The organism is Suttonella sp. (assembly GCF_056855035.1).
In genome coordinates this window covers 1-14956 of record NZ_JBXGGR010000020.1, presented here as the reverse complement: position 1 = coordinate 14956, position 14956 = coordinate 1, and the positions used below count along the sequence as shown (strand labels likewise).

The following is a 14956-nucleotide window of genomic DNA, read 5'->3' as shown; positions in this document are numbered from 1 at the left end:
GTTAAAGACGAAAAACAGGATTGAATGCGATGTCAGTTGAACGATTGCCAATTGATGAATTAAAAAGAATTGAAAAACAAGCCAGCAATGTATTAAAGCGATGGCGGAAATTGCAAAAAGATTTTGCCGATTTGCAAAATCAACATGCCAAATTGCAAGAGGAATTCCGTTTAACCGTGGATAAGAATGCAGAAGTGCTTGCCGCACAGGGCGATTCGCATCGCGAATCTTTAAATGTGTTGGAGCAGCAATGGAATACGCGCTATGAACGAGATGTCGCCGCGCTGAATCAGCAGTTGCAGGAATTGCAACAAAAACATGATATTACTTTTCAGCAACAGCAGGCGGAAAATGAATTGCGCTTTGACGCGCTGCATCAGGAATTAAAACAAGAAAGAAATGTCAAAGCCGCTTTGATTGCGCGCGTGAGAGGAGTGGAACATGAGTAAGCAAAAAATAAAAGTCAATCTGCAAGTGCTGGAAAGCGAATATCAATTGATGTGCGAAGCGCATGAGCGCAATGCCTTGATTGAAGCGGCGGATAATTTGAATATTCAATTAACCGAAATGCGCCGCAGCAATCCGCGCGTGCCGATTGAGCGTTTGGTCATGATGGGCGCGATTCAAATGGCTTTTGATTTGCAGCAGGAAAGAGAAACCCTGACTAAGGAAGTCCGTATTGTTAACGAGTCGGCAAAGCGCTTGGCAGATGCGCTTGATGCGGCGCTTGCAGAGGCTAATACGCAGGAATCCTGAGCGTCATTGTTGGTAAAATACAAGGCTCTTGGCGTTGATGCTGCTAAGAGCCTTAAATTATGCGTCGGATACGGCTGTGTTTTACAAACCCTGCGCTTTAAGCCATTGCGCCATATCGCTAATTTGCGGCGCTATGATTTCGTGGCCCATTTCATAGCTTTTCCACACCGGCGCATAAGCTTTAGATTTTAAGATTTCATGAGCCTTTTCTCCCAATTGATAATTAACTATGGGGTCATGGTGTCCGTGCATTTGCAGAATTGCCGGTGCGGCATAGCCGGCGACAGGTAATTCTTGCGCTTGGGCAAGATAGGTAGAGAGGGCTAAAATGCCGCCGCAGAGAACCCGCGTGCCAAGATGCAGGGCAATCACGCCGCCTTGTGAAAAGCCTGCGAAATAAATTTGTCGGGCAGGAATGCCGGCGTCAATTTGGCTTTGATAAATTGCACGGATTTGAGCGGCGCTTTGCTCGATGCCGGCGGCATCTGCATCGCGCAAAGTAAAATCGACGATATCGTACCAACCGGGCATATACATACTGTTATTGACGGTAATCGCACGCGAGGGAGCTTGCGGGAAAATAATTTTCGTACTGTTTTGTAAGGACAAATAAGGCAGAATGGGTAGGAAATCATCGGGTGTCGCCCCCAGTCCGTGTAGCCAAATGATGCAGTGCGTCGCGTTTTTATCTGCGCCGCGTATGATTTGTGTGAGTGCTTGTGTCATAATTTTCCTTTTTTAGCGAGAGAGTTAATGAAAGTAAGTATTGTAGTGTTGGCGCTGCTTCTCAGCGCTTGCGGTCAGAAAGGTCCATTATACTTAGCCGAGCCTGAAACGCTAAGCGCCAATCCGCCTGCGCAAGAAGCACAGGAGAATATTAATGAGTAAAGCCGCTTATTGGGCATGGCTGGACGGCGCAAAGGTGCAGGGCATCGCTTTACATGATTTGGTCGAACAATACGGTTCGCCGCTCTATGTGTATGACGGCAATGAGATTCATGCCCGTTTGCTTGCTTATCAGCAAGCGGCGCTTCAAGCGAAAATCCATTATGCGGTCAAGGCCAATAGCAATTTGAGTTTGTTGGCCAAAATGGCGCAATGGGGCGCCGGTTTCGATATTGTGTCATTGGGCGAATTGCGGCGGGTACAAATGGTGGGCGGTAAGGCGGCGGATATTGTTTTTTCCGGTGTAGGAAAAACGCAAGAGGAGTTGCGCTATGCTTTAGCCGCGGAAATCGGCTGTTTTAATGTGGAATCCGAAGCGGAATTATGGCAATTGGCAGATGTGGCTAAGCAGATGGGGAAAAAAGCGAAAATCGCTTTGCGCGTCAATCCGAATGTCGATGCCAAAACGCATCCTTATATTTCAACAGGCATGAAAGATAATAAATTCGGCATTGCCATCGAAGATGCTGAGCGGCTTTATCAAGCGGCGGCGCAATGCAGCGATTTGGAAATTATCGGTCTGGGCTGTCATATCGGTTCGCAGATTACGCAATTATCGCCTTTTCGAGAGGCTGTAGAAAGCATTAAATCATTAGCAGAGCGTTTGTGCGCACAGGGAATCGCCATTTCTCATATTGATATGGGCGGCGGTTTGGGGATTCAAATGCAGGCGGGGCAAGAAGTGCCTGCGCCGCAGGATTTGCTTGCCCTATATAGCGAGGTTTTGGCAAACAGCGATTATGTCCTGCATTTGCAGCCGGGGCGCTCATTGGTCGGCAATCAGGCAATATTGCTCAGTCGGGTGTTGAGCGTTAAGCGGCAATCAGAAAAGCAATTTGTCATTATCGATGCCGCCATGAACGATTACATGCGTCCTGCGCTATATCAAGCGCAGCCGCCTGTGCGCAATCTTGATCGCATGGAAGGCGAACAGGAGAGCGATATTGTCGGGCCTGTTTGCGAAACGGGCGATACGCTGCGAAAAGCCGTGTCTATCGCCGCCCAAGCGGGCGATTTAATCGCCATTGCCGGGGTAGGCGCTTATGGTATGTCGATGGCCAGCCGCTACAACAGCCGTTTGCAGGCAGCGGAAGTATGGATTGAAAATGGTCAAGCCAGCTTAATCCGCCGCCGCGATTCTTACGAACAGCTATGGGAAAATGAAATTGGCACGGGCTTTATCGAATAGTCTGTCGTAAATGCGCTTTTTACTTGCCACAACAGAGCAGTCTGCTTATAATTTCGCGCATCATGCCTGCATGGTAGGATTTTTTTTCTAAGGAGAGAATATGAAAGGACATCGCCCCCAAACAATTCGGGCACTTATTGGCTTAGCATTAGGAGTGGGAGTAACGCATTTTACTTATGCTGCCTCTTTAGGTCCTATTCAAGTGAATTCATACATGGGACAACCTCTAAATGCAGCCATTCGCGTTAACGGTCTCACGCCTGCCCAAGCGCAAGGCGCCAGTGTGGCTCTAGCCGATGGTGCGGAATACAGCAAACGCGGCGTCGTCAAAACTCCTGAGCAATCTTCTTTGGCATTCCGCTTGGTTCCTAGCGGCAATGCTTATACGATCGCCGTATCGAGCGCCGCACGCATGAACGAGCCTTTCGTAAACTTTGTTCTGACATTTAGAAGCGGCGCAGAAGTCCATACCCGCGAATATTCTGTATTTTTAGATCCGGATCCGGCGGCAAAAGCAGGTATTGCACCGGCTGTGGTGAATGTACCGCCCGCACAAGCGGTAGCCCAACCGATGGCGGCGCCCAATCCTACTATTCAAGCAGCATCACCGCATAGCTCGGGTTGGGGAGACGTTCCTCCGGGCGCGCAGCGTGTTGCCCTACACGGACAGACGATTGCTAGTGAGCCTATCGCTTCCGCTCAACCTGCCTCAGCGCCTAAAGCCAGAGCAGCTGCCACGCAGCAAACGCGCGCAAATAGCGCGCGCATCAGCGGCAATCGTTACGGACCGGTAGGACGCGGAGAAACTTTATATTCGATTGCTAATGCAACGCGTCCTAGCAACGTATCCGTGCAAACAATGATGCGCGCGATTTTTAATGCCAATCGCCGCGCATTTGCAAGCAACAGCATGGATAGCCTGATGGCGGGGCAAACCTTAGTTATCCCAAGCAATCCCAGTGCTTCTAGCAGCAGCCGACGCAGCAGCGCCAATACCGATAGCGAAGAAACCCGGCCCGCAAGTCAGAGAAGCCGCCAAGCCGAGGCAAAAACAGGCGCACAAATTGCAGATGTGATTACTTCAGCCGCTAATGAAGAGGATGTGCGTCCTGTTGAGATGAGCGCTGAGGAAATTGCAGCTGCCGAAGCCGAGGCGGCAAAATTAGCAGCCGAGCAATCTCCAAATGCCGAAACAGCTGAGACGGCGGAAATAATCATCACAGAAAGTTCGCAGACAACAGAAGCAGAAAACGATTTGCCAGCGGAGCAAGCACCTTCAGCAGATGCTAATACGGTAATGGCTTTGGATGATGTCGATAGCATCGATGCTACTAATGAAAACCTCATCGTAACGAGTACAGAAGAAGTGATTCAAGAGGCGCAAAACGAGCCTGTTGAAGCCGCTGAAAATACTGCCGAGCAAGAACTTAATCCGCAAACGCCAAATGTGCCAGAGCCTGCTGTGGCGCCTGCTCAAGTAGAAGAAGCGGTCGTAAGCGAAATGCTGGCACAGGAAGCCGAGCCTGTCGCAGCACCGATAGCTGAACCGCAAACTGCAGCGGCAGAACCGCAAAAACCGGCAAATACTCCGCCGCCACCGCCGCCTGCTGCTCCTATACAAGAAGATGAAGGCTTTTTATTCGGTCTGCCATTATGGGCGGTTGCCTCGATTGGGGGGTTATTGATCGCGCTATTGGCTTTGGCAGGATTGGCGGCAGCGAAAAAACGCAGAGCCGCTGCCGGTACTGATATGAGCGAAGAAGAAATTCAGGCTTTAGCCGACAGCATGGGCGAAGCAGAAGAACAACGCCTTGCGGCATTGATTGAGGAAGATGAATTGGAAAATGATTCTTCTCTGTCGCTAAATAAAGTCGAACAGTCAGATTATGACAATACATTCTTTGCAAATGACGAGCCCTCCGATACTGCGCCAGATCTTGAGCCGCTCAGCTTAGGCAAATCCTCTCAAGACAATAATGATGAAACGCAGCTTGATGCTTTAGACGATTTCTTTGCCGATGCCGATGCGCAAGTGCAAAATCACAGTCAGCATGAAATGAGCGCCACTCGGATTGACAGCCAATCATTTGAAGGTTTGGATGACTTCTTTGCCGATGTTGATCAAAATCCGCAGTTAAGTCAAACGCATCAAAAAGAATCTGCCCATGTTTCAACAGATGTCTTTGATGATGTGGAAGACTTTTTCACCGACTCCGATGCGGATGCAAAAGCCGGTCAAAGCAGTCCATTGGCAACAGCAGATGACGAAGTTTTTGATGATTTGGATCTTTTCTTATCAGATGACACATCAAGCGAAGATACTCATGAAGCTCCTGCTCTTATGGAAAATGATTTTGCTGCTATTGATACAGAATCGCTCGACTTCTTTGCCGATTCTTCTATAGATGAAGAGAAAGCGGTTGAAGAGGAAGCGCCAGCGGCAGAAGAAGACTCTGCAGTCTTGGATGCTCTGTCCTTTATGGACGAAGATAGCGGTCTGCTTATTGATGAGCAGCCAAGGCTTGAAACAGAAGATGCTTCTGAAGATATAGCCGCTTTTGAAGTGCCTGATTTTGATGCGCCTGAAGAAGAGGCACCTGTAGAAAAAGCAAGCGTTTCTGAGGCTGATATTGAAGCAATGAGCATTAATTTGGATTTGGCAGCTGCCTATATCAATAGCGGCATCAAACCTGAGAAAGTGGCAAAAGTTCGCGCCTGGCTAGAAGAAGTGCTGGAAAAAGGCAATGACGAACAAGAAAAAATTGCACAAGAACTCATGGTTAAATTGCCCTCATAATGTCTTATTATCGCTATGCGGCACTTGTCGAATATGACGGCAGTGCTTATTCAGGCTGGCAACGCCAGCCTTTTTTATCGACGACGATTCAAGAGCAAGTAGAGCTTGCTTTGGGGCAAATTGCCAATCAATCGATAGAAATCGTATGCGCAGGCAGAACCGATGCCGGCGTACATGCCTTAGGACAAATCATTCATTTCGACACCCATGCCCAGCGCTCGGACTATGCTTGGCTTGCAGGGGCAAACCGCTATTTGCCGCCCGATATACGTTTGCAGCAGATTGTGGCGGTGCGTGAAGATTTTCATGCAAGATACGATGCTTATCGGCGCCATTACCGCTATATCGTATTAAACAGTCCTTATGCTTCCGCTTTATGGCGTATGCGTGCTTATTGGCATTGCTATCCATTAGACGCAGCACTGATGCAAGCTGCCGGCCGGCAATTATTAGGCGAGCATGATTTCAGCGCTTTTCGAGCGGCGGAATGCCAATCGGCCAGTCCTAATCGTTTTTTGCATCGTTTGGATGTTAGGCAGTGCGGCAATTACTTACTGATTGATATTGTGGGCAATGCTTTTTTGCATCATATGGTGCGTAATATCGTAGGTTCTTTGCTGATGGTGGGCGATGGTCGACGCTCAAAGCAATGGTTGGCCGATGTACTTGTCGGCAAAGACCGCCGCCAAGCAGGCCCGACGGCGCCTGCCTATGGTCTGTATTTTTATCGCGTGGACTATCCGGCAGAAGATCGTATTCCGCAGCCTGCTTCGCTTTTATTTCCCTGTTGATTGTACGGCTTCTGCGGCTCAAAAGAATATTGTGCGAAGCTGCAGAAGTTAAATTTCCTAAGATTCGGGAGTATATTTCATTTCTTCTGCCTGCAGATTTTCTGCCGCTTCCAGCCATGCCGCTTCTGCTTGATTAAGAGCTTGTTGGAGATTGCTTTGTTCGGCAAGTATTTGCTTTAGTTTGTCTTTGTTTTCTTCAAGATAGATGTCGGCATCCGCCAGCTGATTTTCAATCGTTTGTTTTTGTGCTTCTAATGCGGCGACTTTGGCTTCCGCTTTTTCCAAGATTTGTTTGAAAGGGCGCAATAGGCGGCGGATTTCCGCTTCATTGCGTTTTTGGCTTTGGCGGCTAAGTGGTGCCGGGCTGTCTTTATCGGGTTTTGTCGCTTCCAGCTGCGCTTGTAGGGATTGTTGGAGATGGCGGCGGTAGTCGTCCAAATCGCCGTCGAAGGGGCTGACTTGGGCTTGATCGATTAGAAAGAAGCGGTTGCAGGTAGTGCGCAGCATATTGCGGTCGTGAGAGATGATGACCATCGCGCCTTCATAGGCTTGCAAGGCGAGGTTAAGGCTGTCGCGCATGGCAAGATCGAGGTGGTTGGTGGGTTCGTCCAAAAGCAGTAGGTTTGGGCGCATAGCGATAATCAATGCAAGGGCAAGGCGCGCTTTTTCGCCGCCTGAAAAGGGCGCAATCGCATCATAGGCGCGGTCGCCGCCGAAGCCGTAATTGCCTAAGAAGTTGCGATGTTCTTGTTCGCTTTGCGCGGGCAGGATTTGCTGCATATGCCAAAGGGGGCTTTGGCTGGCTTCAAGGCGGTCGAGCGAGTGTTGGGTAAAGTAGCCGATTTGGCAGTATTGGTGGATTTTGCGTTCGCCGCTTTGGATAACTTCAAGTCCGGCAAGGGCTTTCATGAGGGTAGATTTGCCTGCGCCGTTGCGTCCGAGCAGTCCGATGCGGTCTTCGCGCTCAATGGCAAGGCTGAAGGCTTTAAGGATGTTGGTCTCGCCGTAGCCAAGCGTAGTTTTTTCCAATTTGAGCAATTGGGCGGGAATATGTTCAGGCGTAGCGAATTCGAGTTGAAAGCCTTGTTCTTGTGCCGGCGGCGGAGCAGCGTCTAGTTTTTCCAGTGCTTTTAAGCGGCTTTGCGCTTGTTTGGCTTTGCTGGCTTTGGCGCGGAAGCGGTCAACAAAACTTTGCAGATGGGCGCGTTGGGCGGCTTGTTTGGCATATTGAACGTCGGCTTGGAGGCGGCGTTCGTGGCGGGTGCGCTCAAATTGGCTGTAGTTGCCGCGGTAGCTTTCCAGTTGTTTGCCGCTGATGTGCCAGATGTGTTGGCAGAGGCTGTCGAGAAATTCGCGGTCGTGGGCGATGATGATTTGCGTGGCGGGGTGGCTTTTCAAGAAGTCTTGCAGCCAGATGATGGCATCTAGGTCTAAGTGGTTGGTGGGTTCGTCAAGCAGTAATAAATCCGCAGGAGCGATGAGGGCTTGAGCAAGGTTCAGCCGCATACGCCAGCCGCCGGAAAATTCGGCGACCGCCAATTGCTGCTGCGCAGGCAGGAAACCCAAGCCGCTGAGGAGTTCGCCGGCTTGGGCGGGCAGGGCATAGCCGTGAATAGCGGCTAATTGCTCGTGTGCGGCGGCAATGGCGAGTCCGTTTGCCTCTTGTTCTGCCTGTTTGAGCGCATGTTGCGCCTGACGGTAGGGCTGATGTCCGTCAAGTACGTAGTCAAGCGCGGATTGCGGCAGGGAAGGCGTTTCTTGGCGGACACTGGCAATGCGCCAATCCGGCGGCATGATGAGTTCGCCGCTGTCGGCTTCGATTTCGCCGCGCAGCAGGGCAAACAGGCTGGATTTGCCGCAGCCGTTATTGCCGACTAAGCCGATTCTTTGTCCGCCGTGAATGGCGGCATTGGCTTGTGAGAAGAGGATGTCGCTGCCGCGGCTTAGGCGCAATTGGTTAAGTGTAATCATAGATTTTGCTCGAGTGCGGCGATGCGTTTTGCCAGTGGCGGATGGGTGGAAAAGAGTCCGCTCATCGGTACGATGCCGAAGGCTTTGAAGTCTTTCGCTAAAGCACCTTGCGCGCCGGCGGCTTGGGTTTGTTCTAAGCGGCGCAGGGCGGCAATCATTTTGTGTTTGCCGGCCAGTTCGGCGCCGCCGCGGTCGGCGGCAAATTCGCGGTGGCGCGAATGCCACATGACGACCATCGAGCCTAAGAAGCCTAATAGCATTTGCAAGAGCATATAGGTGCCGTGAAATGCCGCGCCGGATTGACGGCGGTTGCCGCGTGCAAGCAGGCTGCTGATGAGACTGGCAAAGACGATGACAAAGGCGTTAATCGTGCCTTGAATGAGGGCGGAGGTTACCATGTCGCCGTTTTTTACATGCGCCATTTCATGCCCTAGAACCGCTTCGATTTCATCGGCATTCATGTGTTGCAGCAAGCCGGTGCTGACGGCGACCAAGGCGGCGTCTTTATTATGCCCTGTGGCGAAAGCATTAGGTGCCGGCTGCTGAAAGATGCCGACTTCCGGCATCCCCACGCCGCTTTTTTCCGCTTGGCGTTTGACGGTGTCGTAAAGCCAGCGTTCGCTGGGATTGGACGTGCCGGCATCAATCAGTTGCACGCGCATTTGCCGCTTTGCCAAACTTTTCGACATGAGCAGGGATATAAATGAACCGGCAAAGCCGTAAATGCTGGCGTATATCAGCAAAGTCTGCATGTTCATGCCCGATTGATTCGGTATTTGATGGATGCCGAGTGCTTGTAAGACAAGGCTCAGTACCGCCATGACGCCTAAATTGGTCGCAACCAGTAGAAAAACGGCTTTCATAGAATTCTTTCCTGCAAGATGATTGAAAGGACGGATAATAACATAAGCGAAAACATTTGCTTTTCCCTGATGTCTCAATCCCTCATTTTTAGGCGTCAAATTCCGTCTTTTCTGCGCTTTCGGCTTGATAAAAGGGGCTAGCTTAAGGTACATTGGCAGGCGGTTTTCGGCGAGGTGATTATGTTGCTTTTACTCTCAAATGACGACGGTTATCTAGCACCCGGTTTGCAGGCATTGGCGGCGGCATTGCGCGCGCATGCCGAGCGGGTGATGATTATGGCGCCTGACCGCAATATGAGCGGCGCCAGCCATTCGCTGACGCTTTCGCGCCCCTTATCCGTGCAGGCGCACGGCAATGATGTGTTCAGTGTGGACGGTACGCCTGCCGACTGTGTGCATTTGGCTTTGAACGGTTATTTCGAGCATAAAGCGGATATGGTCATTTCAGGCATCAACCGCGGGGCGAATTTAGGCGATGACGTAATATATTCCGGTACGGTGGCGGCGGCTTATGAGGGACGGAATTTGGGTTTTCCGGCGATGGCGGTTTCTAATGTCGCGCGTCGTCCGCAGCATTTTGCCGATTCCGCTTTAATAGTCGTGGATTTGCTAAAACGCCTGCAAAAACATGCCCTGCCGCAGGGGGCGTTTTTAAACGTCAATATTCCGGATTTGCCCTATGCGGAGATTAAAGGCTTTAAAACGACCGTTTTGGGACGGCGTTTGTCGGCGCAGCCTGCACAAGGCGCGAAGAGTCCGCGCGGCGACGAGTATTTGTGGGTCGGCGCTTTCGGTATGGCAGACGATGCGCAGGCGGATACGGATTTTGCGGCGGTGGCGGAGGGCTTTGTGTCGGTCACGCCCTTGCAATTTGATTTGAGCCACCGCGCGCAGCTTGCCGCTGTCGAGTGCTGGTTGGCATTGGATTAGGTGAAAAATGAAAATTTCTAATAGTTTGCATTGTTTGGCATTGTGTTTGCCATTATTGCTGTTGAGCGCTTGCTCTTATCCGCATCGTCCGACGGCGGCGCAGCTGCATGGCGAACGCGGTGCGCTCAAGCCTAGTGGTGATTACATCGTGCAGGCCGGCGATACCTTATTCGGCATTTCTTGGCGCTATGGTTTGGATATCAATGAATTGGCACGTTGGAACCAAATTGCGGATAAAGACCGCATTTTGGCGGGACAACGTTTGCGCCTAACGCCGCCAAGCGGTGTAACGCCTGCCAAAGTGATTGCGCCGACAGTAACTAGCGTCGGTTTGCCCGGTTGGTCTTGGCCGACGCGTGGCGACGTGGTGCAGCAATATTCCGCCAATGAACCGGGACGGCAGGGCATACGTGTGCGCGGACAACGCGGACAAGCCATTCATGCGGCGGCAGCCGGCGAAGTGGCTTATACCGGCACGGGCTTATCCGGCTTCGGGCGCATGGTTATCATCCGCCATCCCGACCGCGTTTTGTCCGCCTATGGCTATCTGGACAGCGTGAACGTCAAAGAAGGGCAGAAGTTAAGCCGCGGACAGCAAATCGGCACCATGGGCATCGGCTCGCAAAATATGCCGACTCTGCATTTTGAAACCCGTAAGCAGGGCAAGGCGGTCAATCCTTACGGTTATATCGGCACCACACTGCGTTATTAGGGATATCCCATGAAATATCAATATACTGTCTTAGAAGAGGAAAGCGTTTACAGTGGTTTTTTTCACGTCAGCCGCTACGTGGTCGATATCGAATATTATGACGGCAGCCGCAGCGGTAAACTCATCCGCGAATGTTTGGGCAAGAAAGGGCGAGTGGTTGCCGCCTTGCCTTATGATTTGGCACGCAAAGAATTCGTTTTAGTCGAGCAATTTCGTATTGGTGCCATGGCGGCGGGCGATCAGCCTTGGCAAAAAGAAGTGGTGGCGGGCTTTATGGACAAAGCCGGCGAAAGCCCCGAAACGGCAATGCAGCGCGAATTGGCGGAAGAAATCGGCACCACAGCCCAAGACTTAGAATTTGTTTATGAATATTACGGCAGTCCGGGCGGCAGTGCAGGGCGGACGATTTTATATTTTGCCCGCATCGATGCCGACAAAACCGCCGCTTATACCGGTTTACGTGCCGAAGGCGAAGATATCCGCGTCGTGCGCCTATCCTTTGCCGAGGCTTATCTGCTGTTGCAATCGGGGCGGGCGGATAATTCCACCTTGCTCATCGCTTTGCAGGCATTTGTCTTGAAATACCCGCAATATTTTATGTAAAAAGAGGTGGATAATGTCCTTACGCTATCCTTTTTTGCTGCTGGCTTTGCTGTCGGCACAGTGGGCGCAAGCCCTTGATTGCAACGATACGGCGGCATTGTTTTCTGCCGCTTATCAAAGCGATAATCATGCGATAGAAGCCTACCAGAATGCGCAATGCCCCCTAGACATTAGCAATGAACGCGGCTTGACTTTATACGATGTGGCGGCATTGACGGGCAATGAGGAATTGCGGACTTTACTGGAAAAAAGCTATGCCGCGCAAAAAGGTAAATACAGCGCCGCCTTAATCCGCCTCATTCAGACCGGTATGCGCTATATCGACCATGATGCCGGTCCGATTGACGGCATATTTAATCAAACGACCCAGCAAGCGGTTAAAAGCTATCAAAAAAGTTTGGGTATGAAGCAAAGCGGCGGCATAGCCGGCGATTGGCTGTCCGCTTTTTATGTGCAAATTACCAAGCAAGTGCAAAAAGATTTGAATCGCTTGGGTTTTGGCGGCGGTGCGGCGGACGGCATCATCGGCGCAAATACGCAAAAAGCCATGCGCGCTTTCCGCATGCGCGAGAAATTAGACCATCCGGAATTCGGGCAAATCGATTATCAACTGATGTATCAATTGATGATTGCCGATAATGAGCGTACTAAAGTAGCGATTGAGCAGCGCGAAAAAGAAGCGCTCGCCGCACAGAAAGCTGCTTTGGCGGCGCAGGCAAAAGCCAAGCAGGAAGCGGAGAAACGCCGCCGTCAAGCGCAAGCTGCGGAAAAAGCGCGCCGCGAAGCGGAAGAAAAAGCCGCCGCATTGGCTGCCAAAGAAGCGGAAGCGGCGCGTCAGGCACAATTGGCCAAACAAGCGGAGGCGGCGCATCAGATTCAATTGGCTCAGCAAGCTCAAGCGGCGAAATTGGCGCAGCAGCAAGCCGCAGAGGCGGCAAAACGCGCCCAAGCAGCACAGCAGGTGGAAGCAGCGCGTCAGGCAGAGATTGCACGGCAGCAAGCCGAAGCCGCGCGTTTGGCAAGCGAACGCGCCAAACAGCAGGAAGCCGCCAAAGCGCAGGCGGAAAAAGCGGCGGCAGAACGCCGTGCGCAGGAAGAACGCGCCAAGCAAGAAGCACTGGCGCGGCAAACGCGTCTGCAAAGCACTTCCACCGCGCCGACGGTCAGCGGCGATGCCACGGCAACTGCCATACGCAGCAGCATCAGCGGTGGTGTGCGCAAAGGCAATTTTGTTACCGTGAGCGGCACTTTGGTCTATACCGGCGGGGAAAACCATTGTCATATCAACGGACAAAAATTAGATGCCGGCTGGTGTCGCACTTATTTTGCTACCGGTGCGAATAAGCAGTGCGATGCGGTCATCAGCAAAACCGGCACCGTCTTGAGTTTGCGTTGTAAATAACATGGCAGAAGATTTATATCATCAGCTCTTGCAACGCAACCGCGATTGGGTGCAGCGGCGTTTGCGCAAAGATCCTGATTATTTTACCAAACTGGCGGCGGGGCAAAATCCGCAAGTCTTATGGATAGGATGCGCGGACAGCCGCGTGCCGGAAAACCGCATTATCGACACTCAGCCTGGCGATGTGTTTGTGCATCGTAATATTGCCAATGTGGTGGTGCATACCGATACCAATTTGCTGAGCGTTTTAGACTACGCGGTCAATGCTTTAGCGGTGAAGCATATTATCGTTTGCGGACATTATGGCTGCGGCGGCGTGCAGGCGGCAATGGCGCGCGAACCGGTGGGGCTTTTGGATAACTGGCTGCGCCATATCCAAGATGTGTACGACCGCTATCAGGAAGAGCTTGAGGCGATTGCCGATGAAAAGCAACGCGTGAACCGCTTGGTGGAACTGAATGTGGTCGAGCAGACCCATTCGGTGGCGCTGACTTCGATTGTGCAGCGCGCTTGGCATCGCAAAATGCAATTGGCTGTGCATGGCTGGGTTTTTGATATGCACAGCGGGCGGATTATCGATACCAATTGCACCTTCAACGGCTTAGGGCAAGTACGCCGCGCCTACCGCATGAAATTTAGCTAGTATTCATTCTCTCAATCGATTGCCTATATCAGGCAATCGATTCTCTTATTCTATAGTCGGAGAAGTGAAAAAGTAGTACAAGGCGGCGAGCCGCAGACAGTACAGATAGTACGGCAAGGCGAGCCAACGCCGTAATACTTTTTCAATTCTTCGACTATACAGGACAACAGATAAAGCATGACTCTAGCTCTTGCCCTGAATAAGAAGAGTTTACCCCTCTATCCTCCCTACAGGAGAGAGTTAAGCGCTAAGGAATTTTTGATAACAGCAGCGGCGCGGTTACAATAGTGCCGCTGCAAATTTTGCATATACAACATAAGGAACAATCATGGGATTTTTACAAGGTAAGAAAATTTTAGTCACAGGTTTGGCAAGCAATTTATCCATTGCCTACGGCATTGCGCAGGCAATGCACCGCGAAGGCGCGGAAATCGCCCTCTCTTATCAAAACGAAAAACTCAAATCGCGCGTGGAAAAAATGGGCGAAGAATTCGGCGTGAAAGTCTATCTGCCTTTAGATGTTGCCGATGAAGAGCAGGTGGAAAACGCATTCGCCGTTCTCAAACAAGAATGGGGCGTGCTGGACGGCTTGGTACATGCCATTGCCTTTGCGCCGCGCGAAGCCATCGAAGGACGCTTTTTAGACGGCTGCACGCGCGAGAATTTCACTCTGGCACATGAAATCAGCGCCTATTCCTTCCCGCTCCTGATGCGCCATGCCTATCCTTTGATGAAAGACCGCCAAGCGGCGGCATTGGCGCTAAGCTATCTGGGCGCTGTGCAAGCCGTGCCGAATTACAATACCATGGGACTTGCCAAAGCCTCATTGGAAGCCAGTATCCGCTATTTGGCGGCGGATTTGGGACAAGACGGCATTCGCGTCAACGGCATCTCGGCTGGCCCGATCCGCACCCTTGCCGCCTCGGGCATTAAAGACTTCCGCAAAATGCTTAAAGGCTTTGAGAAAACCGCGCCGCTGAAACGCTGCGTTACCATCGAAGAAGTGGGCAACACCGCCGCATTCCTCTGCTCGGATTTGGCTTCGGGCATTACAGGGGAAATTACCTATGTGGACGGCGGCTATAACATCTTCTCGTCCGTACAAATGAGCGATGATGAATAAAGCCGTGCTTTTGTAATAGTGATGAAAAAAACGCGGGCAACAGCTCGCGTTTTTTATAATTGTTAAGATTTATTTGATGGCAGATTCAAATATGAAGTGCAACGCGCCCAAAGCTAGCTTTAACCTCCAATGGCGTCATAAAGCCTAGCACCTTACGAGGACGATTATTCAAATTGTCCTCTATCTCTTTGATGAATTCAGCGCAGAGATTATCAAGTCTCACAGACTTAG

The 14956-nt window shown here is 51.3% G+C and carries 15 protein-coding genes and 1 pseudogene; 12 read left to right on the top strand and 4 right to left on the bottom strand.

The window, feature by feature from the left end:
* The first annotated feature begins 29 nt into the window (after positions 1 to 29).
* Together ACJHVI_RS02025 and ACJHVI_RS02020 are read left to right on the top strand one after the other, a co-directional pair.
* Complete coding sequence (locus ACJHVI_RS02025; RefSeq protein ID WP_483182919.1) at positions 30 to 449, top strand: hypothetical protein; 420 nt, start codon at positions 30 to 32, stop codon at positions 447 to 449.
* Complete coding sequence (locus tag ACJHVI_RS02020; RefSeq protein WP_483182917.1) at positions 442 to 756, top strand: cell division protein ZapA; 315 nt, start codon at positions 442 to 444, stop codon at positions 754 to 756. The genes ACJHVI_RS02025 and ACJHVI_RS02020 overlap by 8 nt, the downstream gene beginning before the upstream one ends.
* A gap of 81 nt (positions 757 to 837) precedes the next feature.
* On the opposite strand, the gene ACJHVI_RS02015 is transcribed toward ACJHVI_RS02020, so the two are convergent.
* On the bottom strand, positions 838 to 1482 hold the full coding sequence (locus ACJHVI_RS02015) for an alpha/beta hydrolase (RefSeq protein ID WP_483182915.1): 645 nt from the start codon (positions 1480 to 1482) through the stop codon (positions 838 to 840).
* Positions 1483 to 1509: 27 nt separating this feature from the next.
* Between ACJHVI_RS02015 and lptM the strand changes: the two genes are divergently transcribed.
* The 4 genes from lptM (at position 1510) to truA (ending at position 6478) form a co-directional block, all read left to right on the top strand.
* Positions 1510 to 1644 carry an LPS translocon maturation chaperone LptM gene (lptM, locus tag ACJHVI_RS02010; protein WP_112862624.1) on the top strand — a complete coding sequence of 45 codons (135 nt, stop codon included), beginning with the start codon at positions 1510 to 1512 and terminating at the stop codon, positions 1642 to 1644.
* Positions 1637 to 2890: a diaminopimelate decarboxylase gene (gene lysA / locus ACJHVI_RS02005; RefSeq protein WP_483182912.1), complete on the top strand. Its 1254-nt coding sequence runs from the start codon at positions 1637 to 1639 to the stop codon at positions 2888 to 2890. Before lptM ends, lysA begins: the two co-directional genes overlap by 8 nt.
* A gap of 100 nt (positions 2891 to 2990) precedes the next feature.
* Entirely contained in the window at positions 2991 to 5687 is a 2697-nt protein-coding gene (locus ACJHVI_RS02000) for a FimV/HubP family polar landmark protein (RefSeq protein WP_483182910.1), read from the top strand.
* On the top strand, positions 5687 to 6478 hold the full coding sequence (gene truA / locus ACJHVI_RS01995) for a tRNA pseudouridine(38-40) synthase TruA (RefSeq protein ID WP_483182908.1): 792 nt from the start codon (positions 5687 to 5689) through the stop codon (positions 6476 to 6478). Before ACJHVI_RS02000 ends, truA begins: the two co-directional genes overlap by 1 nt.
* A 57-nt stretch (positions 6479 to 6535) precedes the next feature.
* Here truA and ACJHVI_RS01990 read toward each other — a convergent pair whose 3' ends face one another.
* Together ACJHVI_RS01990 and htpX are read right to left on the bottom strand one after the other, a co-directional pair.
* The gene (locus ACJHVI_RS01990; protein ID WP_483182906.1) at positions 6536 to 8449 is read right to left on the bottom strand and encodes an ABC-F family ATP-binding cassette domain-containing protein; all 1914 of its coding nucleotides are present in this window, start codon (positions 8447 to 8449) and stop codon (positions 6536 to 6538) included.
* Positions 8446 to 9312: a protease HtpX gene (gene htpX / locus ACJHVI_RS01985; protein ID WP_483182905.1), complete on the bottom strand. Its 867-nt coding sequence runs from the start codon at positions 9310 to 9312 to the stop codon at positions 8446 to 8448. Before htpX ends, ACJHVI_RS01990 begins: the two co-directional genes overlap by 4 nt.
* A gap of 180 nt (positions 9313 to 9492) precedes the next feature.
* Here htpX and surE point away from each other — a divergent pair, with 180 nt between their 5' ends.
* The 6 genes from surE to ACJHVI_RS01955 all read left to right on the top strand — a co-directional run bounded on the left by surE (position 9493) and on the right by ACJHVI_RS01955 (position 14725).
* Entirely contained in the window at positions 9493 to 10242 is a 750-nt protein-coding gene (gene surE / locus ACJHVI_RS01980) for a 5'/3'-nucleotidase SurE (protein ID WP_483182903.1), read from the top strand.
* Between the two features lie 7 nt (positions 10243 to 10249).
* On the top strand, positions 10250 to 10954 hold the full coding sequence (locus ACJHVI_RS01975; protein ID WP_483182901.1) for a peptidoglycan DD-metalloendopeptidase family protein: 705 nt from the start codon (positions 10250 to 10252) through the stop codon (positions 10952 to 10954).
* Positions 10955 to 10963: 9 nt separating this feature from the next.
* A complete protein-coding gene (locus tag ACJHVI_RS01970) occupies positions 10964 to 11557 on the top strand; it encodes an NUDIX domain-containing protein (protein WP_483182900.1) in 594 nt (197 codons plus the stop codon).
* Positions 11558 to 11570: 13 nt separating this feature from the next.
* Positions 11571 to 12959 carry a peptidoglycan-binding domain-containing protein gene (locus tag ACJHVI_RS01965; protein WP_483182898.1) on the top strand — a complete coding sequence of 463 codons (1389 nt, stop codon included), beginning with the start codon at positions 11571 to 11573 and terminating at the stop codon, positions 12957 to 12959.
* Between the two features lies 1 nt (position 12960).
* On the top strand, positions 12961 to 13602 hold the full coding sequence (locus ACJHVI_RS01960; protein WP_483182897.1) for a carbonic anhydrase: 642 nt from the start codon (positions 12961 to 12963) through the stop codon (positions 13600 to 13602).
* A 328-nt stretch (positions 13603 to 13930) separates the two neighbouring features.
* The gene (locus tag ACJHVI_RS01955) at positions 13931 to 14725 is read left to right on the top strand and encodes an enoyl-ACP reductase FabI (protein WP_483182896.1); all 795 of its coding nucleotides are present in this window, start codon (positions 13931 to 13933) and stop codon (positions 14723 to 14725) included.
* 85 nt (positions 14726 to 14810) lie between these two features.
* On the opposite strand, the pseudogene ACJHVI_RS01950 reads toward ACJHVI_RS01955, so the two are convergent.
* Positions 14811 to 14956 (bottom strand): annotated as a pseudogene (locus tag ACJHVI_RS01950) (IS30 family transposase); the annotation flags it as partial.